Source organism: Nocardia sp. NPDC047648, assembly GCF_040642815.1.
GTDB classification, from domain to species: domain Bacteria; phylum Actinomycetota; class Actinomycetes; order Mycobacteriales; family Mycobacteriaceae; genus Nocardia; species Nocardia gamkensis.
In genome coordinates this window covers 137,326-156,331 of sequence record NZ_JBEYSX010000012.1, presented here as the reverse complement: position 1 = coordinate 156,331, position 19,006 = coordinate 137,326, and the positions used below count along the sequence as shown (strand labels likewise).

The 19,006-nt window shown below is 67.4% G+C and carries 19 protein-coding genes; 10 read left to right on the top strand and 9 right to left on the bottom strand.

Annotated elements, in window-relative coordinates; genetic code table 11:
- The first annotated feature begins 58 nt into the window (after positions 1-58).
- Positions 59-892: an SDR family oxidoreductase gene (locus ABZ803_RS24460; RefSeq protein ID WP_357042406.1), complete on the top strand. Its 834-nt coding sequence runs from the start codon at positions 59-61 to the stop codon at positions 890-892.
- Positions 893-938: 46 nt separating this feature from the next.
- Here ABZ803_RS24460 and ABZ803_RS24455 read toward each other — a convergent pair whose 3' ends face one another.
- Together ABZ803_RS24455 and ABZ803_RS24450 are read right to left on the bottom strand one after the other, a co-directional pair.
- Complete coding sequence (locus ABZ803_RS24455) at positions 939-1,814, bottom strand: aminoglycoside phosphotransferase family protein (RefSeq protein ID WP_357042403.1); 876 nt, start codon at positions 1,812-1,814, stop codon at positions 939-941.
- Complete coding sequence (locus tag ABZ803_RS24450) at positions 1,811-3,016, bottom strand: helix-turn-helix transcriptional regulator (RefSeq protein WP_357042400.1); 1,206 nt, start codon at positions 3,014-3,016, stop codon at positions 1,811-1,813. The genes ABZ803_RS24455 and ABZ803_RS24450 overlap by 4 nt, the downstream gene beginning before the upstream one ends.
- Positions 3,017-3,375: 359 nt before the next feature.
- Here ABZ803_RS24450 and ABZ803_RS24445 point away from each other — a divergent pair, with 359 nt between their 5' ends.
- The 3 genes from ABZ803_RS24445 to ABZ803_RS24435 are packed head-to-tail and all read left to right on the top strand — an operon-like array spanning position 3,376 to position 5,864.
- The gene (locus ABZ803_RS24445) at positions 3,376-4,056 is read left to right on the top strand and encodes a hypothetical protein (protein WP_357042397.1); all 681 of its coding nucleotides are present in this window, start codon (positions 3,376-3,378) and stop codon (positions 4,054-4,056) included.
- Positions 4,053-5,201: a radical SAM protein gene (locus ABZ803_RS24440; RefSeq protein WP_357042394.1), complete on the top strand. Its 1,149-nt coding sequence runs from the start codon at positions 4,053-4,055 to the stop codon at positions 5,199-5,201. Before ABZ803_RS24445 ends, ABZ803_RS24440 begins: the two co-directional genes overlap by 4 nt.
- A gap of 12 nt (positions 5,202-5,213) precedes the next feature.
- A complete protein-coding gene (locus ABZ803_RS24435) occupies positions 5,214-5,864 on the top strand; it encodes a hypothetical protein (RefSeq protein ID WP_357042391.1) in 651 nt (216 codons plus the stop codon).
- Between the two features lie 46 nt (positions 5,865-5,910).
- On the opposite strand, the gene ABZ803_RS24430 is transcribed toward ABZ803_RS24435, so the two are convergent.
- Positions 5,911-6,357, bottom strand: coding sequence for an NUDIX domain-containing protein (locus ABZ803_RS24430; protein ID WP_357042388.1), 447 nt, complete (start codon positions 6,355-6,357; stop codon positions 5,911-5,913).
- Positions 6,358-6,688: 331 nt separating this feature from the next.
- Between ABZ803_RS24430 and ABZ803_RS24425 the strand changes: the two genes are divergently transcribed.
- On the top strand, positions 6,689-7,210 hold the full coding sequence (locus tag ABZ803_RS24425; RefSeq protein ID WP_357042385.1) for a DNA-directed RNA polymerase subunit beta: 522 nt from the start codon (positions 6,689-6,691) through the stop codon (positions 7,208-7,210).
- Positions 7,211-7,222: 12 nt separating this feature from the next.
- On the opposite strand, the gene ABZ803_RS24420 is transcribed toward ABZ803_RS24425, so the two are convergent.
- Positions 7,223-8,314: an XdhC family protein gene (locus ABZ803_RS24420; protein WP_357042382.1), complete on the bottom strand. Its 1,092-nt coding sequence runs from the start codon at positions 8,312-8,314 to the stop codon at positions 7,223-7,225.
- A 381-nt stretch (positions 8,315-8,695) separates the two neighbouring features.
- Between ABZ803_RS24420 and ABZ803_RS24415 the strand changes: the two genes are divergently transcribed.
- From ABZ803_RS24415 to ABZ803_RS24395, 5 genes are read left to right on the top strand one after another with little or no spacing between them, the layout of a single operon-like run.
- Positions 8,696-11,047, top strand: a complete 2,352-nt coding sequence (locus ABZ803_RS24415) for a xanthine dehydrogenase family protein molybdopterin-binding subunit (protein WP_357042379.1) — start codon at positions 8,696-8,698, stop codon at positions 11,045-11,047.
- Positions 11,044-11,916: a xanthine dehydrogenase family protein subunit M gene (locus ABZ803_RS24410; RefSeq protein WP_357042377.1), complete on the top strand. Its 873-nt coding sequence runs from the start codon at positions 11,044-11,046 to the stop codon at positions 11,914-11,916. Before ABZ803_RS24415 ends, ABZ803_RS24410 begins: the two co-directional genes overlap by 4 nt.
- Positions 11,909-12,430 (top strand): (2Fe-2S)-binding protein, encoded by a 522-nt coding sequence (locus tag ABZ803_RS24405; RefSeq protein WP_357042374.1) that lies wholly within the window; start codon positions 11,909-11,911, stop codon positions 12,428-12,430. The genes ABZ803_RS24410 and ABZ803_RS24405 overlap by 8 nt, the downstream gene beginning before the upstream one ends.
- Positions 12,427-13,101 carry an SRPBCC family protein gene (locus ABZ803_RS24400; RefSeq protein WP_357042371.1) on the top strand — a complete coding sequence of 225 codons (675 nt, stop codon included), beginning with the start codon at positions 12,427-12,429 and terminating at the stop codon, positions 13,099-13,101. The genes ABZ803_RS24405 and ABZ803_RS24400 overlap by 4 nt, the downstream gene beginning before the upstream one ends.
- Positions 13,101-13,304 carry a hypothetical protein gene (locus ABZ803_RS24395; RefSeq protein ID WP_357042368.1) on the top strand — a complete coding sequence of 68 codons (204 nt, stop codon included), beginning with the start codon at positions 13,101-13,103 and terminating at the stop codon, positions 13,302-13,304. Before ABZ803_RS24400 ends, ABZ803_RS24395 begins: the two co-directional genes overlap by 1 nt.
- Positions 13,305-13,529: 225 nt before the next feature.
- On the opposite strand, the gene ABZ803_RS24390 is transcribed toward ABZ803_RS24395, so the two are convergent.
- The 5 genes from ABZ803_RS24390 to ABZ803_RS24370 all read right to left on the bottom strand — a co-directional run bounded on the left by ABZ803_RS24390 (position 13,530) and on the right by ABZ803_RS24370 (position 19,006).
- Positions 13,530-14,000, bottom strand: coding sequence for a DIP1984 family protein (locus ABZ803_RS24390; protein WP_040864045.1), 471 nt, complete (start codon positions 13,998-14,000; stop codon positions 13,530-13,532).
- 162 nt (positions 14,001-14,162) lie between these two features.
- Positions 14,163-15,614 carry an MlaD family protein gene (locus tag ABZ803_RS24385; protein WP_357042365.1) on the bottom strand — a complete coding sequence of 484 codons (1,452 nt, stop codon included), beginning with the start codon at positions 15,612-15,614 and terminating at the stop codon, positions 14,163-14,165.
- The gene (locus ABZ803_RS24380; protein ID WP_357042362.1) at positions 15,614-16,747 is read right to left on the bottom strand and encodes an MCE family protein; all 1,134 of its coding nucleotides are present in this window, start codon (positions 16,745-16,747) and stop codon (positions 15,614-15,616) included. The genes ABZ803_RS24385 and ABZ803_RS24380 overlap by 1 nt, the downstream gene beginning before the upstream one ends.
- Position 16,748: 1 nt before the next feature.
- The gene (locus tag ABZ803_RS24375) at positions 16,749-17,975 is read right to left on the bottom strand and encodes an MCE family protein (RefSeq protein ID WP_357042359.1); all 1,227 of its coding nucleotides are present in this window, start codon (positions 17,973-17,975) and stop codon (positions 16,749-16,751) included.
- Complete coding sequence (locus ABZ803_RS24370; RefSeq protein ID WP_357042357.1) at positions 17,972-19,006, bottom strand: MCE family protein; 1,035 nt, start codon at positions 19,004-19,006, stop codon at positions 17,972-17,974. Before ABZ803_RS24370 ends, ABZ803_RS24375 begins: the two co-directional genes overlap by 4 nt.

Below are 19,006 nucleotides of genomic sequence, written 5' to 3'. Positions count from 1 at the left end.
CCAATACCATTCGAGTGGTACCACCGGGTCGACACGCCCGCAACGACCGAGGAGAACGATGCCGGACCAGGACCGACAGCTGACCGATCGCACCGTGGTGGTGTCCGGCGCGAGCCGCGGCATCGGCTTGGCGATCGCCATCGCGGCCGCCGCCGAGGGCGCGAACGTGGTGCTGCTGGCCAAGACCGCGCAACCGCACCCCCGCCTGCCGGGCACCGTGCACACGGCGGCCGCCGAGGTGGAAGCCGCGGGCGGACGCGCCGCCGCCGTGGTCGGCGACGTGCGCGACGAAGCGGACGTGCGGCGCGTCGTCGACACCGCGGTGCGGCGGTTCGGCGGCATCGACGTGTGCGTGAACAACGCCAGCGCGATCGCCACCGAACCGACCGAGCGACTGCCGGTCAAGAAGTTCGACCTGATGCACGACATCAACATCCGCGGCATGTTCCTGCTGACCCAGGCCTGCCTGCCGCATCTGCGCGACTCGGCCAACCCGCACGTGCTGACCATCGCGCCCCCGATCAACCTGAACCCACGCTGGCTGGGCGCCCACCCGGCCTACACCCTCTCCAAGTACGGCATGACGCTGCTGTCGCAAGGCTGGGCAGCCGAATTCGCCGACGCCGGAATAGGTTTCAACTGCCTGTGGCCGCAGACCTATATCGCCACCTCGGCGGTCGCGGCCCTGGCCGACGGCGAGCGGCAGCTCGCGGCCGCCCGCAGCCCGCGGATCATGGCCGACGCCGCCGTCGCCATCCTGACCCGGCCCGCCGGGCAGGTCACCGGCAACTGCTTCATCGATGCGGACGCGCTGTCGTTCTACGCCGGTGTCGACGATCTGTCCGGCTACGGCGGCGGCGAAAACCCCACACCCGACTTGTTTCTCGACTGAGCGGGGAAGCCGGTACCGCGCCAACGCGCTACGGCGGCGGTGGCAGCTAGGGGATCGGCTCCCAGCCGCTCCATGGGCGGAAACCGAGGCGGTCACGCAGGCAGTCGACGCGGTGCTGCGCCTGCGGTGCATAGGCGGGGTTCTCCGCGGCGGTTTGCACCGCCATGCAGGTCATCCGCATTTCCCGGATGTCGCGCAGAAGCTCGAATCCTGCCCACGTTGTCACGTCGAAGCCATAGGCTTCGGCGAAGTCGTCATACTCGTCTTGGCTGATCCAGCCGAATGACGTCAGCTTGATTGCGGTATGGACGAGATCCCACTCCGGCGGCCCGACCGAAGCCCGCTCGAGGTCGAGGAACAGGGTCGTACCGGCCTCGGTGGTGACGACGTTTCCATCCCAGGCGTCACCATGGATCGGACACCACGGCATCCCGGGTGGCAGTTCGTTCCAGGCGGTGCGCAGTTGGTTCAGGTGGGTGCTGAGCCATTCTCGATCCTCCTCGGTGAGGGTGCGGGCTGCGGCAATCCGTTCGGTGAGCCGTACGAATGGACTGACCTGGCTCAAGAATGCAGGGGGCGGGAGGGTATGCAGGCGGCGCAGCGCACCTGCGATCTCGGCGGGAAGCCCGTTGCGATGCGGCGGAAGCTCTTTCCAGAATGTGACCGCACGTCCTTCGACAACTACCAGGTCTTCTGTCGTATCCGCTGGCTCGACTGCCGGAACACTGTTGTCACGCAACCAACTTGCGATGCGCAGCTCGCGATCGGCGGCGTCCCGCTGGCCGAGGCGCGCGATCCGGGCGACAACGCCGCCGGGCAGGCGAAAGATCGCATTCTCTCCGAGCTTGATCGGCGTCGGCGGTCCGGAGACGCCGACGACCGAGCAAGCGGTTTCGAGAATCCGCACGAGTTCGGGATTCACGCGATCACAGCACCTGCGCGACGCGAGAAGTCTCGCAGTTCCTGAATGTCTTCGGCAGCACGCCTGCTCTTGATCGCGCTGGCGCGTTTCATCGCTGTGGCGCCGATCGCCACTGCTTCCTCCCTGTCACCGGTCGCCATCACCAACGACGCGAGCTTGATCGTCGACATCGTTCGCGACCGGATCGCCTCATCTCCATGACCGGCCACTGCCGCGGCGAGCCGCGACCGCGCTTCACCCGCAAACTTGCCGTGGACGGCCAGGTCGAAGAGAGCGTGTCCGGTGTCGCCAGCGTGTTGAGCAGAGTCGTAGTAGGCCATCCAGCTCGGGTCGTTTTGTGGCTCCGAGTTGGCGAAGTTTTCGTCGGCGTGCCCGACTGCAGTGAGGGTGTCCTGGATCCGTCCACGCTTCGCGTGCCCGCGGGCACGGGCAGTGAATAGCATCGCCCTTTCGGTCGATGTGAGCCTGTCCGAGTGCTGGAACGCGCGGTCGATATCAGCCAGGCCTTGTTCGATTTGCCCGGTCCAGATTTTCTGGCGTCCCATCGAGCTGAGCACCTTCGCGCGCAAGTGCCATGCGTCGGCTTCCTCAGCGCAGGTGAGGGCCAGTTGGAACATTTTAGTCGCGTCGGCGTGCTCGCAAGCATCGAACGCCATAAATGCGGCTGTGTGGGTGAGGGCGCCGACGGCCAGGAGCAGATCGGGGCGGTTCTTCGGCGCGCACTCTGCGCCGAGATAGGTGAACGCGGTGCGGACCTGAGCGCCAACGACGTCGCGCACCACGCCGCTGCCGTAAGTGGCATCCCACGTCGAGAAGAGGTCGGCTGCCGCCTCGAGCTGACGAATTTCGACGAGGCCGACCTTGGACGGAGTCTCGGACACGCGGAGATCGTCGAGGATCCGCATCAGGCCAGTCGGCGAGATCGCGGCTGTGGCGGTAACAGCAGCGGCGGCTCGAAGGAAGCTGTGTCTGTCCACGTCGTCGAGGCTAGACCGGCCCGGGAGTTTGAACCACAACAGCTCGGGTGGGATCTTCAACGCGGTCGCGAATCGGGTCAACTGGCCGAGTCGTTCCGGGACAGGGCCCTTCTCGAGTTTCGACAGGGTGCCCTGGGAGATGTTGAGCCACCCGGCGACGTGCTCCTGCGGCAGAGGTGTTCCGTGATATGGGTGAGTCCGATAGGCGTAGATGACTCGACCCATATGCCAAGACTCCAAGGCGTCGAGCATGCGGGTCGATCGCCAAAACTCGGGCGGTAGATCAGGAGCTTCCAGAATGGGGCGGCTCATCTCGCAGGTTCGGCATAGCGCTCCGGTGTTGTACCCGCTCAGTGTGCTTCCGCATCGCGAACAGCACCGTGGACCCGTGATCGAACTCGCCATTATCTGCCGCTCCAGCTGGTGAGGTAGTGGCTCTAGACAGGGTTTTTCAACGCTACCATTTCGCCGCGAGGGCAGTATTCCGAAGCGGAATAGCCGTATTCGTCCCCGTAGTAGTGAATTCCACTTGCCGGGGAGATCGTCGAGATGTCCAAACAAGACATCTCACGAAGGGGATCGCCATGACGATCACGCTCGTGGTGCCAATCCTGGGCCCTCCAGCAGTCGGGAAAACGACGCTCACGCTCGCTGTCGGTGGCAACGCTCGCAGGCACACGTTCCGATTACGTGACCAGGTCCCGGCTGACGTGCTCGTCACGACCGCCGGAACAGCGGGAGGTCTCGGCTGGATCGATACCGACATCGTCGACCAGACGCTGCGTACGTACCTGCATTCCATAGTTCAACGCGGCATCGACGTCGTGCTGATGGACAATTTTCCAGGCTCGGCTGAGCAGGTATCGCTGCTGTTCGACGCCCTCGCACAGTCCGCTCCGATGGCCAGAGTCGAGCCGATCGAGATGTGCGCAGCCAGCAACGTTGTGCGGAACCGCGCGCGTCGTCGCCGCGTCTGTCAACGATGTGAGAAGGATCCGGTCGCCGATCCCCGCATCCCGGCCATGTCGTCACTGCTCGATGGCTGGAAGTGCAGCAAATGTGGTGCGCTGCTGCACTCCCGCCGTGGCGATGCGTCACGGCTGTTCAAAGCCCGGACCAAGCGATTCGACCGTTCCATCGACGACATCCGAGCGGCGTTCATGGCCCACGGCGTCGAAGTCACGATCCTCGACGCGACTCTTCCCGCGGAACACACCGCCCGGTTGATCGAACCCATGCTGAACTCCAGGAGCACGATCTCATGACCTCGATTCCGCTGTCGAACCCCACTGTTCGCGCAGACCGCTATGGTCACGCGCGGATGCCCCGCGACTTCACCGCGCCCGAACCAGAGCGGGTCGACAAGATCGCCTACGGCAGATTTAGAAACGTCTACCTCTACATCACCGAAGCCTGTCAACTCCGGTGCGAACACTGCTACATGGGTGAGCGGCTCGAGCGGGCGCTGAAGATGCAGCCGCAGCAGATCATCGACACCCTGACGGTGTGGCGAAAGATGGGTGGCGACAAGCTGACGATCCTCGGCGGCGAGCCGACGCTCCACCCTTTCTATGTCGACTCCATCCGCGCAGCACGCAAGATCGGCTATGGCCACGTCATCACCACCACCAACGCGCAACAACCTGCACGCAAAAAGTTCGGCAAACTCGAGCCTTCTGACTTCGCGTACGTGCAGGTCAGCCTAGACGGTGGTAGCCCTGACACCCACGACGCCGTGCGCGGTCAGGGCACGTTCGAGATCGCGATTGAAACCAGTGCCGAACTGTGCGCCCGCGGCTTCGACACACGCATCATCTGCACAGTCAACAAGGCCAACGAGTCTGACGCGCTGAACCTGTTGGACATCGCAGACGACATCGGTGCCTCGCTCGTGAAGTACCACGTGTTCAGCACGATCGGGACCGGCCACGGAAACCTGGACATGGCGATGACGCCGCCGGAATGGGTCGACTTCTGCGACCGCCTGGGCGAGGTCGCGTCCGAGTACAAGACGAGGGCCTGGTTCCAGCCCACCTATGCGCGCCGCGATCAGATGGAACGGTACGCCGACGAGGGCTACCAGGGTTGCATCGGACGGACGCTCGATCGGATCAGCATCTTCCCCGACGGCAGAGCCTACGTCTGCTCGTATCTGTTCGACACCGACATGTATTTCGCCCAGATGAAGGGCGACCACGTAGTGCTCAACCGAGAAACCTTGAACAACGAGTTCGACCTGTTCACTTTGCCTCTGGTCGGCAGCTCGTGCGGCGGCTGCAAGGAATCCGCCTGCATGGGCGGTTGCCCGGCGGAAGAGATCGTCATGGGCGCATCCTCCTGCGTCGGCTACCCCGACATCGTGCCCGTCTGTCGCTTGTGGAAGTCCAGCGCAAAGCGCGAATCCGACTAGGAGTCAACCGAAGTGAACGCCGTTGAAGAGATCACCAAACCTCTGCGCGACATCGACTGGAACAACACCGAGGCCGTCCACACCGCGACGCGGCCCGTACTCGACGAACTCGCCGCAGACCGCCAGTTGCTCCGGTCATCAGCACTCGCCGCACTCGACGACAAGAAGTTGCTGTCTCTGTGCGAGCACTACGACATCCTCGACAAGATCGTGATGTTCAGCGATCCGTGTGGAATCCGGCTGCGTCTCCACGTTTTCCAGCCTGGCTACATCGACCGGCCGCACAACCACCGTTGGACATACTCCAGTCGGCTCCTGCGGAACCGATACTTGCACAGGATCTACGGGGACGCCGAGATCGACTCCTCGCTCCATCCCGGAAAGCTGGACGCGGTGCATGTGCGCGAGGAGGTCGTCGGCTCGACGTACACCCTGAGCCACAAGGCCATCCACGCTGTCGTCGCCGAGCCGGGAACGGTGTCGCTGGTCGTGCGCGGACCCGCCGTGGCCGACCGATTTCTTGTGATGGATGCGGCCACCGGCGCGGCCTGGTGGCAGTACGGCGCTGCTGTGGAATCGGAGGAGGATTCGCGAAAGAAGCGGATGTCGCGCGAACGGATGAGCGAGGTCATCGACCAACTCATCGACTGGAGGATCCTATAGATCCGGCCAGGTCGGGTGCCGCGCAGGGCACCCGACGAGCGACTGCCTACCAGCCGTACACCGAAAACTGCTGACCAGCGGCGATCGAGATCAGTGCCGCCCGGCAATACGCAATCATCCGATCGGGCAACTCAGCTGGCGCGAACCATTCCAACGCATCGCACTTGTCAGGTTCTTGGTTGGCCGGAGTCCCGCCCCAGGTGCGGACCAGGAAGAAGAACGCAGCCCGGCCGCCTGAACTGGAGTTGTGCATCACATGCGCGAATTGCACATCTTTAGGGGAGATCACCACTCCGACCTCCTCGGCGGCCTCGCGGACGAGCGCATCGACGACTGACTCGTCGGACTCGAGGTGGCCGGAGGGCAGATGCCATGCTCCATCTTCGTATCCCGTGTCGGCCCGGCGGCCGAACAGGTATCGCCCCTGGGCGTCGACCAGCATCAGGTGTACGTCCCCGATCAGCTTGTGCCTCTCGGTCACTGTCGCGCTCACAGCATTCTCCTCTCGATCCATTGGCGCCCGTTGGCGCGCGCCGACCGTACGCCGCAACCCGTGCCGTCCATATTCCGATATCGAATAGCCCAGGAGTACAGATGACCACGCCCGCTGTCCTTTACCGACGGGACGGTTACCTCAGAATCCAGCCGCAAGCGCCGGGCTGGCTGCTGGCCATCATTTCGTTCAACGCCGCAGCGAGAGCCGGCAGGGCCGAAGCCCGGCTGCCGGAGTCGGAACGCCGCGGCTACTCGGCAACCATCATCCACCGACAGACGGGGCGACACCGGCTTCGGGACTCGACGAGCGGATCTGAAGGAGGGAACTCGTGATCGGCGTGCCGAGATCAGGGGATACCCCGCAGTCGCGTTGCGAGTTCTATCGCACGACATGTCAGTTGCCGACGGTGGTCGACCCGGATTCAGGTCTGATCACGATGCAGGCAGGGCCGGTGTGGGGCGTAATGATGCCTGCGGCGCTCGGCCAAGCCGTGAAAGTCGACCTCGAGCAGCGGCGACTCGGCGGTGGCCCGATCGTGTCACATCCACGGTCCAGCACGTGGACGTTCCTGACTCGCTCGGACATCTCGCAGAAGCTGCTCGACGACACCGCCGCCCAACTGTTTCGCCATGGGGTAACCGTCATCGGTACTGGTGGAGAGATCAGGCTGCCTTCGCCGTCCGCATCACCGAATTCCGTCCGCTATTGGGTAAGTCCCGCCCAAGGCCCATTGCGTCCGTCAGGGGTGGTGGTCGTGGAGGCGGTCCGCGCGCGGACCGCACGCAGCCGGCAACAACTCACACAAGCCAAGTGTGGTGGTTCGACCGGTACTCAACAGCACCTGCAGTAGGCGGGGTACGTCTTAGCGCAGTCGGATAAACTCTCCTGCGGCGGCCTGCATTTTACCAGGATGAATGGGCCGCTCGGTCGCCGACAGTGACCTCGCGGAGCCCCCGCGCCGGACGGCGACGATCTCGGCGCCGATGGCCACGGCCGTCTCCTCCGGTGTCCGACCGCCCAACTCCAAGCCGATCGGCGAATGCAGCCGCCGCAGTTCGTGTTCGGTGAGACCGGCGGCGCGTAACTGGAACCTGCGGTCCCGGTCGGCCCGGCGCGACCCCATCGCGCCCACGTAGGCCACGGGCAGGCGCAGCGCTTCGGTGAGCACCGGGACGTCGAACTTCGGATCGTGCGTGAGTACGCAGATCACCGTGCGCGCATCGACTTTCGTGCGTCGCAGGTACCGGTGCGGCCAATCCCGGACCACTTCGTCGGCGTCCGGCATCCGAGCGTGATCGGCGAAGGCGGGACGCGCCTCGCACACGGTGACGTGGTAGCCGAGCAGCCGGCCGACCCGGCACAGCGCGGTGGCGAAATCGGTGGCGCCGAAGATGAGCATGCGCGGTGCGGGGGCGAAGGATTCGACGAACACCATGCGCTCCCGGTCCGCGCAGCCCACGACGCGCACACCGGTCGCGCCGAGGTCGAGCATCGCGCGTGCTTGGCGCACCACCGCGTCATCGAAGTCGGCGCCGGTGGCACTCGCGGGCCCCAGCGCACATACGGCGCCGGAGTCCAAGTCGCGCACGAACGTGATCGGACCGTCCGGGTCGAGCGCGGCCTCGACGGCCGGATACTCGCTCGGGGTGATCCGGTGTACGAAGATCTCCAGCTCTCCGCCGCAGGTCAGGCCGACCGCGAAGGCGTCGGCGTCGCTGTAACCGAACGTCCGGCGGACGGGTTCGCCGGACGCGAGCACCTCCCGGCACAGCTCGTAGACCGCACCCTCCACGCACCCGCCCGACAGGCTGCCGCGCACGTTCCCGGATCCGTCCACCGCCATGGTGGCCCCGGCCGGCCGGGGCGCGCTACCGGCCACGCGCACCACGGTGGCGAGCACGTACACGGCGTTCGCGGCATGCCAGCGCAGCAGGTGGGCAGCGAGTTCGCGCATGGTGAACCTCTCGGCGATCGTCGCCCCGCACGGAGGCGCCTTCCGGCCGCCCCGTCCGGCGAGTTCGCCTGCCGAAGCGGTGAGAATGCTATTCTCATTCAATACTAGCGACATAATCATTTTTGACATAGGCGGAATTGACAGCGTGCGAACCTCGATGCTAAACACGTGCTCAGCATTCGCGAGCGGCAACCGATCGACGCCACGGCACGAGGCTTGCCCCTGGCTTCGAAACCCCGCCCCCGATGTCCGGATTCGCCGGGGCGACGACCGCCATGCGGGCGCGCCGCCCGGCGCCCGAGGTGAACGGAGGACCAACCGGATGACTTCGCCCGAGCCGCCCCGCGGCCGATCCCGCTCGACGCACCTGCGAGCCCGCCGATGACCCGGACCGAGTTCAGCACCACGACCGGTGTCGTCGGCACCCGAGTGCCGCGCATCGAGGACGCCCGCCTGGTGACCGGCAAGGGAACCTTCGTCGACGACGTCACCCGGCCGGGAATGGCGCACGCGTGCTTCATCCGCAGCCCGCTCCCCCGCGCCGCGATCGGCGACATCGATGTCTCCGCCGCACTCGAACTCGACGGCGTGCTGGCCGTCTATACCGCCGCGGACCTCAATTCCGGCGTCCACGAGATCTCCTACGCGCTGGACATCGTCGGCTTCCCGCCGGTGCCACGGCCGCCGCTGGCCGAGGAGGAGGTGCGGTTCGTCGGCGACCCGGTGGCCCTGGTGATCGCGGTCGACCGATATGTGGCCGAGGACGCCGCCGAACTGGTGGTCATCGACTACGAGCCACTGGAGCCGGTGGTCGACTACGTCACCGCGGCGGATTCGCCGCACCTGGTGCACGCCGCGTTCGCGGGGAACAACGCGGGCGAATTGGCCGGACGCCCCGCCGCCGATCTGGCGCCGGTGTTCGATTCGGCCGCGCATGTGGTGCGGCAGAAGATCTTTCAGCAGGCGTACCTGCCGGTCCCGCTGGAGACGCGCGGGATCGTGGCGGACTGGTCGGCGCCGACCGCGGAGATGACGATCTGGAGCTCCACCCAGTCACCACACGAGGTGCGCGGGTTCTGCGCCCGGCTGCTCGGCATCGCCGAACACCAGGTGCGCGTCATCGCCCGCGACACCGGCGGCGGATTCGGCCTCAAGCAGGTCCCGTTGCGCGAGGACGCCTGCGTCCTGCTGGCGGCACGCAAACTCGGCACCGCGGTGAAGTGGATCGAGGACCGCCAGGAGAACCTGATGGCCGCGGGCATGTCGCGCCATGAGCACGCCGACGTCGGGATGGCGTTCGACAGCGAAGGAAAGATCCTCGCCGCCGCGATCGACCACGTGCAGAACGTGGGCGCCTATCCGACGCCGTCGCCGCTCACCGGCGGGGTCGTGGTCGGGATCCTGTTCCCCGGGCCGTACCGGATCACCGAAGCCTCGTTCACCGCGAAATTCCGGTACTCCAACACCGTCGGCCGCCTCGCCTACCGTGGCCCCTGGCAGTTCGAATCGGTGGCCCGCGAGATCCTGCTCGACCACGCCGCCCGGCAGATCGGCATCGACCCGATCGAGCTGCGCAGGCGGAACATGCTGCGCCGTGACGAGTTGCCGTGGGCGAACCCGAACGGCATGACCTTCGACAACATCTCACCGCTGGAAACGCTGGAGCAAGCGGTCCGGATGCTGGATTACGACGGCTTCCGCGAGCTGCAACGCCGGGCCCGCGCCGAAGGCCGCTACCTCGGCGTCGGCACCTGCACCTATGTGGAGCCGACCACCGGCGGCAGCCCGTTCCTGAGCACCGAGGGCGCCACCATCCGCATCGAGCCGAGCGGCAAGGTGAACGTCTACGTCGCGGGTGGCTCCGCGGGCAACAGTTTGGAGACCACCGTCGTCCAGCTCGCCGCCGACGCGCTCGGGGCGGAGCTCGCGGATGTGCGAACCATCCAGGGCGACACCGCGATCACACCGTTCGGCGGCGGTACCGGTGGCAGCCGGTCCGGCTCGATGACCGCGGGCGCGATCGCCCGCACGGCGTCGATGCTGCGCGAACGTATCCTGGCGATCGCCGCGCACCGGCTCGGCGCGAGCGCCGACGACATCGAGTTCAGCCGCAGCCGGGCCACCGTCCGCGGGACGCCCGACAAGAGCCTGGCACTGGCCGAGATCGCCGAAATCGCCTACTTCCAGACCGATTCGCTGCCGCCGGGGGTACCGCCCGGGCTGGAGGCGAGCGGACGCCACAAGACCCCGCAGCTGGCGATCTGGGCCAACGCCACCCACGTGTGCACCTGCGAGGTCGACATCGAGACCGGACAGGTGAAGCTGCTGCGCTACATCGTCAGCGAGGACTGCGGTCCGATGATCAACCCCAATGTCGTGGAAGGCCAGATCTACGGCGGCACCGTGCAGGGCATCGGCGGCGCGCTCTACGAGCATCTCGCCTACGACGAGAGCGGCAATCCGGTGGCCACCACCTTCCTGGACTACCTGCTGCCGACGGCCACCGAAGCGCCGACGATCGAGGTGGGGCACGTCGAGACCCCGAGCCCGGGCCCCGGCAATTTCAAAGGCGTCGGCGAGGGCGGGGCCATCGGGGCCACCCCGGCCGTCCTCAACGCCGTGATCGACGCGCTGGCGCCGTTCGGGGTGGAGATCTCGACGCTGCCGCTGTCCCCGGCCACGATCGTGGCGCTGCTGGACGAGGCGCGTGCCGCCGGAAGGGGTCCCGAATGAAGCCGGCGAGCTTCGAATACCACGCACCCGCGACCGCCGAGGAGGCCGTGGCCCTCCTGGCCGATCTCGGCGACGAGGCCAAGATCATCTCCGGCGGGCAGAGTCTCGTCCCGATGCTGGCATTGCGGCTGGCCGTCTTCGAGCATCTCGTCGATCTGCGCCGCCTGGACGACCTGCGCGGCATCGTGACCGAGGGAGATTCCGTCCGGATCGGCGCGGCGACCACCCACGCCGAGGTCGGCCGGTCGGAGGCCGTTCGCCGAGGAGTGCCGCTGCTGGCCAGGGCCACTCCACTCATCGGGCACTTCCAGATCCGCAACCGGGGCACGATCGGCGGCGCGATCGCGCACGCCGACGCGGCGGCCGAATACCCCGCGGTGGCACTGACCCTCGATGCCCGCATCGAGACACTCTCGCCGCGCGGGAGGCGCACGATCCCGGCAGCCGAGTTCTTCACCGGCATGTGGACCACCGACCTGGCGCCCGACGAGCTGGTCACCGCGATCGTCTTCCCCGTGTGGCACGGCCGATGCGGTTTCGCCATCGAGGAATTCACCCGCCGCAGTGGGGATTTCGCGATGGCGGGCGCGGCCGTCGCGGTCCGGCTGGACGCGGATTCCCGGGTCGAGCGGTGCGCGATCGGCTTGTTCGGCCTGGCGCCGACCCCACTGCGGGCCACGCGGACCGAAGCCGAGCTGATCGGGCGTCCCGTCGACGCGGCGCCGGAGGAGATCGGCCGCAGCGCGACCGCGGGACTGAACGCCATCTCGTCGGATGTGCACGGCTCCGCCGACTACCGGCGCAGGGTCGGGGCGGCAATGGTGGCGCGCGCATGGCGGCGCGCCGTAGAGGAGGCCCGGAATGACTGACGTCGACATCGAGGTGCGCATCAACGGCGCCCTCCGCCGGGACCGCGTGCCGTCCCGGCTCACCTTGGCCGACTATCTGCGCGACAAGTGCGGTCTGACCGGCACCCATCTCGGGTGCGAACACGGCGTGTGTGGCGCCTGCACGGTCATGCTCGACGGACAGGCCGTACGCGCCTGCCTGGTGTTCGCCGTGCAAGCCGACGGCGCCGACCTCACCACCGTCGAAGGCATCGCCGGACCGGACGGCGAACTGTCGCCGGTGCAGGCGGCGTTCCGGGAAAAGCACGGGTTGCAGTGCGGCTTCTGCACTCCGGGCTTCATCGTGTCGGCCACGGCGTTCCTGCGCGACAATCCCGATCCCTCCGAGACCGAGATCCGCGAGGCCCTTTCCGGGAACCTGTGCCGGTGCACCGGATATCAGGGCATCGTCAGCGCGGTGCGCGCCGCCGCCGATTCGATGAACGCCGCGACCGAGACCCGCGAGGCACGCGTGAGCACCGAAGGACTTCCATGAAACTCGACAACACCTTCACCATCCCTGTTCCGGCCGCGCAGGCCTGGCAGGTGCTGCTGGATCTGGAGCGCATCGCCCCGTGCGTTCCCGGCGCGACGATCACCTCCCGGGACGGCGACGACTTCCACGGCAAGATCAAGGTCAAGCTCGGACCCGTGGGGCTGAGTTACAGCGGCGTCATCAAAGTGGTCTCCCAGGACGAGGCCGCCGGGATCGCCGTGCTGGAGGGGCGCGGCCGCGAAACCCGCGGCAACGGAACGGCCAAGGCCACCATCACCTGCCGACTCGTCGAATCCGACGGCAGCACGAACGTTTTCGTGGACACCGATCTGGCGATCACCGGCAAGCCCGCGCAATTCGGGCGCGGCGCGCTCGCCGACGTGGCGGGCACGCTCATCGGCCAGTTCGCCACCAATCTCGCCGACGAGATCACCGCGTCGGCCACCCCGGAAGCGGACATCGTCGAGGCGGTCTCGAAAGCCGGCGACGTCGCGACACCGGCCGCCTCGCCCACCGCGACCGCGCCACGCGAACCGGCCGAGCCGATCGACCTGCTCCGCACCGCCGGCGCGAGCAGCGCCACGCGCCTGAGCGGGCTGGCCTTCGCCGCCGTACTCGTCCTGCTGCTCGCTCTCCTGCTGCGTAAACGCTCCGCCCGATCGGCGCCCTGATGACCCGGCATATCGCGCGCGTCCGCCGGATGCGGCACATCCGCATAGACACGGGCGCTTTCGCCGTGGAGTACCAGGCGGGCGCGGCGCAGATCGCGGACGTGGTCGCCGAGTTGGGCGCCCACACCGGATTCGTGATCACCGTCGACGACAACGTCCGCCCCGGCCTGCCTCCCCTGCCGTGCGGGGAACTCTGGGAATAATGAGGCGTGGAGTGCCCCTTGCCCACCCTCGTCGTCACGGATCTGCACATGGTGGTGTGCTGTGCGCTGTGCACTGTCTCCTGTGCGCGGTGCTGGGCTGCGGTGTGAGAAGGGGAGTCGAACCCCTCGCACTGCCCATCGTGCGCCGGAAAGTGGCCGGAATATCCCGTCCGGCCCCGGGTTCGTGCACGCCTCCGCGACGACTACCTGCTCCACTCCCTCAGGTCAGTCCAGCAGCTCGACCTCCCAGTTGGAGCGCTGGATGCGCACGTCGAGTTCACGCAGCTGCCTGGCGAGGTCGTCGGCCTGCCCGCGCAGTTCGGCCACCGGCAACGCGGACAACATCTTCAGCTCCGATCGCAGCTGGCGCGCGTACCCCGGCTGACCCTTGCCCGCCGCCGCGTCGGCGGCGGCCGTGACCAGGGAGTGCCGCAGGCGCAACGCGTCCCGGCGGGCCAGTGCGTCGGTCAAGGTGCCGTCGGTTCCGATCCGCGCCGCGGCGTTGGTGCGATTGATGCGCCGGATCAGCGTCTCGTACTCGCCGAGCACCTCCTGCGCCTCGATGAGCAGTGCCGCCGCGTTCTCGGCGGGTTCCTCCCCCTCCTGGAATCGCGCGTTGCTCACAACGCGAGCACGCAACTGCTCGATCCGCCGCGCCGCATCCGCGCGCAACGTCAATGCCTCCGCCAGCTTCAAGTCCCTTACCTCCCCGATCTCGACTCGTGCGGGTCGAGTATGTGTCATTCGGCGGCACGAGTCACGCGAATTAGCCACCGCCACGGGCGCTTCGGATTCGCGCTCACGGTCGCCACGCGCATGGCCTCGTCGTGCCGAAGGCGATCGCCCAGACCGCGACGGTCAGTGCGGCAGCATGTCGGTCCAGCCCCGGCCGGGCGCGGACGCCAAGTCACTCTGCTGGTAGAGACGGCCGTCCGGGCCGAGGTAGTTGCCGGTCCGGGGGTCGTATCGGGCGATGCCGATCGAGGGGCCCGCGGAGTTCGCGGGAGCAGACGCGGGCGCGGCAGGTGATGGCGTCCCCGGGGACCAGCGTGAATCCGGCGGAATACCTTGCCCTTCCAGGCCCGGGTCGCGCGGGTAGGGGCCCAGCAGGGGTTGCTCGGTGGCCAGCGGCCGGAACTCCTCGTCGCTGTTGCACAGCGCCGCTGTCGGCGCCCGCTTGGCGGGATTGTTCGCGCATGGGATGTTGCGCACGCCGCGCACCGCGATATCGGAATCCTGGGGCAGTTTGCAGTACAGCCCGTCCGGGGTGTCGATGGTGTCGGTCTCCTCCGGCGATCGCCACGCCGACGGCGGCAGGAAACCGACCGTGCAGGCCGGCGGATCGGAGATGCCGCCGAGCCGGAAGTCGCCCAGGCCCAGCCCGGAGGCGTTGCGATTCGGTTGCACCGCCTGGATCATCGAGATCGCGGGCGGCAGCAGTACCAGAATCTGCTCCAGCCCGGCGTTGTAGGTCACGCCGAGTTGCCCGATGGAGGTCAGGTCGGACAGCAGGATCGGCAGCGTGAGCTTCACCGAGTCCAGCAAATGCGCGACCTCCGTGGTGAATCCGGGTCCGGACCGCAACAGCGCGCGGATCCGGGGGTCGTCGGCGACGAGCTGATCGCTGACGCCGGCGAGGCTGCGCGTCCAGATCCGGATGGCGTCGGCGGATCGCACCTGGGAATCCAGCAGCGGCCGGGAGTCGTCGATCAGCGTGCGGGTCCGGTCCCCTGCTCCGTTCAACTCGGCGGCCAGAGTCTGCGCCGACGTCAGCAGCGAGTCCAGATCGTCTCGGGCGCCGTGCATGCCCCGGAAGAGTTCGTCGAGCAGTTCGTGCAGCTTGTCGGTCGGGATGCTGCCCACAAGGCTGCTGAGCTGGTCCAGCATGGGGCCGACCGGCTGCGGAACCGTGGTGTGGCGCAGGTCGATCACCGAGCCGTCACGCAGGTAGGGCGGCGAGTCCGTGCGGGGCCGCAGCTCGACGTACTGCTCGCCCACCGCGGACACGCTGCGCACCTCCGCGGTGAGGTCGGCGGGGATGTGGTGGGAGCTGTCGATCTTCAGCGTGGCCCGCACGCCGTCGCCGGTCAGTTCGACCGAGCTCACCTCACCCACTTCGACGCCCCGATAGGTGACATTGCCGAAGCGATAGAGCCCACCGGTCGTGGGCAGCTCCATGGACACGCTGATGGTGCCGACACCCGCCAGGCTGGGCAAACGCATGTAGACGGTCGCCATCGTGGTCAGGCCGACCACCGACAGGACCGCGAAGATCAGCAATTGGGCGCGGACCAAACGCGACAGCAGCATCAGCGGCCTCCGATGGGCGGCGGCGTGATCCCGGCACCGAGCGGGTCGGAGGTCTGCTGGGCGTAACCCGGGTCCCCGACCGCCGCCTGCACCACGGCGGTCGGATCACCCCACGGCGTGCCCAGCAGCATCTCCCGTTTCAGCCGCGGCACCGTGAGATCGACGGTCGCGAACAGGTTCAGGTAGTCGCCCTGGACCGCGCGGTCGATGACGGATTGGCCGTAGGGGAACACCGTCGCGTACGCCAGCGCCGCGTCGATCTGGGGGCCGACGTCGGCCAGCGCGCGCAGCGTCGGCTCCAGGTTGCGCAGGTTCGTCAGCAGATCGGTTCGGACATCGGTGATCACCGCCGTGGCGGTGTCGCTGAAGGTGCGCAGCCGATCCAGCGCCGCGGTGATGTTCGGCCGCTGCGCCAGCAGGACGTCGAGGGCGGGCGGAAGTCGTCGCAGGGTCTCGGTGACGACGTCGCGCTGTTCGGCGAACCGGCCGGCCAGCCGGTTGAGCGCGTCGATCGACGCGATGATGTCGTCGCGTTGACCGTCGAGCACGCCCATCATCGTGTCGAGGCGCACCAGCAGCGAACCGATCTGGTCCTGATGCCCGCTGAAGGCGTCGTTCAGGTTGCCGATGATCTCACCGAGCTGTCCGAGCCCGCCGCCGTTCACGACCACCGACAGCGACGCCAACGTCTGTTCGGTGGAGGGATAGGTCGAGGACTTGTTCAGCGGAATCCGGGTTCCCGAGGCCAGCTGACCGGACGGCACGGCCCCCGCGGGAGTGTTCAGCGCGAGGTGACTGGAACCGAGCAGGCTGGTCTGCCCGATCGTCGCGACGACGTTCGCGGGCACCACCGCGTCCGCGCGGATCGACGCTTCGACCACCGCGTGCCACCCGTCGAGCCGGATCCCGCTCACACTGCCGACCACCACGTCGTCGACGAGCACCGGCGAATTCGACACCAGCGTACCGACATTCGCCATCTCGACCTGGATGACGGTCGCTCCCGCACCCTGTCCGGGCGCACCCGGCAGTGGCAGCGAGTTCACTCCGTGCCAGCCGCATCCGGTGAGCGTCAGCAGCGAACAGGCGCCCACCGCCAGCAGTCCGCAACCCCGTCTCGGAAGAATTCTCACGTCATCGCCTTCCGCCGGGGAACAGGATGTCCGCGATGCTCGGCATGGGCGGCGGAGGACTCTCGGTCGCCACCACCCGCGGAATCAAATGGTCTTCGGTGTAGATGAGACTTTCCGGGCGCGCGGTCGGTCCGTGCAGCGGATTGACCGGGAACGGCAGGTAATTGAAGTTCAGCAGCCCGATCACCGGGCCGAGGTAATCGCGGCATTTGCGCGCCGCCTCCGCGGTCGTCGTCTGCTCCAGGCTCGCGATGGACGAGCACACGAATTGCACCGGACTGGAGAAGTTGTTCACCACGAATACGCCCGCTTCGGTCGCGGTGTCGGGGTTGTAGATGTTGTAGAAGTTGGCGATGCTCGTCGGGAAAATGTGCAGCAGTTCCTCGACGTCGCCACGGTGATCCACCAGATTCCGGGTCACCTCCGCCAGCCGCTGAACCTGTTCGGACGCGCCGCTGCGGTTGGCGGCCACGAACCGCTGCACGTCCGCGACCGCGACCGACAGCTCCGACAGCGCGGCGTCGAGTTCGGATCTGCTGTCGTCGAGCACGCTCGAGAGGCTGGCCAGCCGGTTCTGGAATTCGACGATCCGCACATCGCTGTCGCGCAGCACCGTCACGAAGTGCTGCAGTTCGGTGATGATGCCGACGATGTCGCCGCTGCCGTCGGCCAATACCCGCCCGATCCCGGACAGCTGCGCCAGGGTCTGCCGCAGCTTGTCGCCGTTGCCCGCCATCGCGTCCGCCGCGCGGTCGATGAAGCGGCCGGTGGAACTGCCTGCCAGGTCGAGTCCGGGACCGAGTTCGGTGGCCAGCCGGGTGAGCTGGGTCTTGACCTCGTCCCATTCGACCGGGACGGCGGTGCGTTCCAAGGGGATGACCGCTCCGTCGGGCAGCGTCGGTCCCTGTGCGCGGTAGGCGGGCGTCAGCTGCACGTAGCGGGCGCCGACCAGACTCTGGGCGACGATCACCGCCTTGGCGTCGGCCGGAATCGGTACGTCGCGGTCGACGGCCAGCACCATCTCGGCACTGGTGCCGCGCGGTTGGATGGAGACGATCCGGCCGACTTCCACACCCGCCACGCGTACGTCGTCACCCTGGTAGATGGCGGTGGCGGAGGCGAAGACCGCACGAATCGTCCTCGGGCCGAACGCGGCCCGGTATCCGAGGTGAGCGCCGATGCCGATCAGCGACACGACCAGCACCGCTGCCAGGATTCTCTTCTTCATCGGGGCGGCTCCGGCGTCGGAATCGGGAACTGGCTGGGCGGCTGGATGCCGAAGGCCTGATCGATGGCGGGCTGGATGAGCTGGGCCGGGATCAAATTCGCCACGTAGGCGTTGTAGAACGGCCCGCCGGACACGGCTTCGCCTTGGGTGAGCGCGACTTTCGCCAGGCCGGGGATCGCCGCGGCGATGTTGTCGCGGTTCTTCTGCAGCATCGCCACCACCGAATTCAGCCGGTCCAGGGTCGGCGCGAGCTCGGCTTCGTTATCGGCGACCAGGCCGGAGAGTTGACTGGCCACCGCGGCGGTGTTGGCCAGCAGGTCGACGATCGCCTGCCTGCGCGCGGCCAGCACGCCGAGCAACGAATTCGCGTTCAGGATCAGGGTGTTCACCTGTTCGCCGCGCTGCCCGAGAATCGCGGTCACCTCGGCGGTGGCGTGCAGCATGTCGCGTAGCGAGCCGTTGCGGCTGTTGATCGATCGGGACAGCTGGGTCAGCCCGTCGAACGCCGGGCCCAGCTGCGGCGCGATCCGGTCCAGTGTCGCCGACAGCATGTCCAGTGACCGGTTGAGCGCGCCGGTGTCGATCTCCGAGACGTTGGCGGCCAGATCGCCCACCGCGTCGGTCAGCGAATAGGGCGAGGAAGTCCGCTCCAGCGGGATGACGCCGGAGGGCCGCAGGGTGTGTTCCCCGGCGGAGACCAGGGTCAGCACCCGCTTTCCCAGCAGCGAACCGGTTTTGATGTGCGCCGCGCTGTCGTCCCCGAGCCGGATGGTCTCATCGATCGCGAACGTGACCCAGGCATCGCCCCCGCGCAGCGAGACATCCGATACCCGGCCCACTCGCATGCCGGAGACGAGCACGTCGTCGCCGGCCGCGAGCCCGCCCGCCTCGCTGAAGACGGCCCGGTATCGCACGCTGTCGGCCCACTCGATGAATCGCTGGGATTGCAGCCCGATCGCGATGACGCAGATTGCGAGCACGACGCCGATCACGCCGTGCCGGGCCAGATGGCTTCCGCGGTACTCCAGCAT

What these genes read in the sequence shown, in the direction of transcription:
- ABZ803_RS24460 (WP_357042406.1), top strand. Translation starts at nt 59, where the DNA reads ATGCCGGACCAGGACCGACAGCTGACCGATCGCACCGTGGTGGTGTCC.
- ABZ803_RS24450 (WP_357042400.1), bottom strand. Translation starts at nt 3,016, where the DNA reads ATGGGTCGAGTCATCTACGCCTATCGGACTCACCCATATCACGGAACA.
- ABZ803_RS24445 (WP_357042397.1), top strand. Translation starts at nt 3,376, where the DNA reads ATGACGATCACGCTCGTGGTGCCAATCCTGGGCCCTCCAGCAGTCGGG.
- ABZ803_RS24440 (WP_357042394.1), top strand. Translation starts at nt 4,053, where the DNA reads ATGACCTCGATTCCGCTGTCGAACCCCACTGTTCGCGCAGACCGCTAT.
- ABZ803_RS24420 (WP_357042382.1), bottom strand. Translation starts at nt 8,314, where the DNA reads ATGCGCGAACTCGCTGCCCACCTGCTGCGCTGGCATGCCGCGAACGCC.
- ABZ803_RS24415 (WP_357042379.1), top strand. Translation starts at nt 8,696, where the DNA reads ATGACCCGGACCGAGTTCAGCACCACGACCGGTGTCGTCGGCACCCGA.
- ABZ803_RS24410 (WP_357042377.1), top strand. Translation starts at nt 11,044, where the DNA reads ATGAAGCCGGCGAGCTTCGAATACCACGCACCCGCGACCGCCGAGGAG.
- ABZ803_RS24405 (WP_357042374.1), top strand. Translation starts at nt 11,909, where the DNA reads ATGACTGACGTCGACATCGAGGTGCGCATCAACGGCGCCCTCCGCCGG.
- ABZ803_RS24400 (WP_357042371.1), top strand. Translation starts at nt 12,427, where the DNA reads ATGAAACTCGACAACACCTTCACCATCCCTGTTCCGGCCGCGCAGGCC.
- ABZ803_RS24395 (WP_357042368.1), top strand. Translation starts at nt 13,101, where the DNA reads ATGACCCGGCATATCGCGCGCGTCCGCCGGATGCGGCACATCCGCATA.
- ABZ803_RS24385 (WP_357042365.1), bottom strand. Translation starts at nt 15,614, where the DNA reads ATGCTGCTGTCGCGTTTGGTCCGCGCCCAATTGCTGATCTTCGCGGTC.
- ABZ803_RS24375 (WP_357042359.1), bottom strand. Translation starts at nt 17,975, where the DNA reads ATGAAGAAGAGAATCCTGGCAGCGGTGCTGGTCGTGTCGCTGATCGGC.
- ABZ803_RS24370 (WP_357042357.1), bottom strand. Translation starts at nt 19,006, where the DNA reads ATGCTGGAGTACCGCGGAAGCCATCTGGCCCGGCACGGCGTGATCGGC.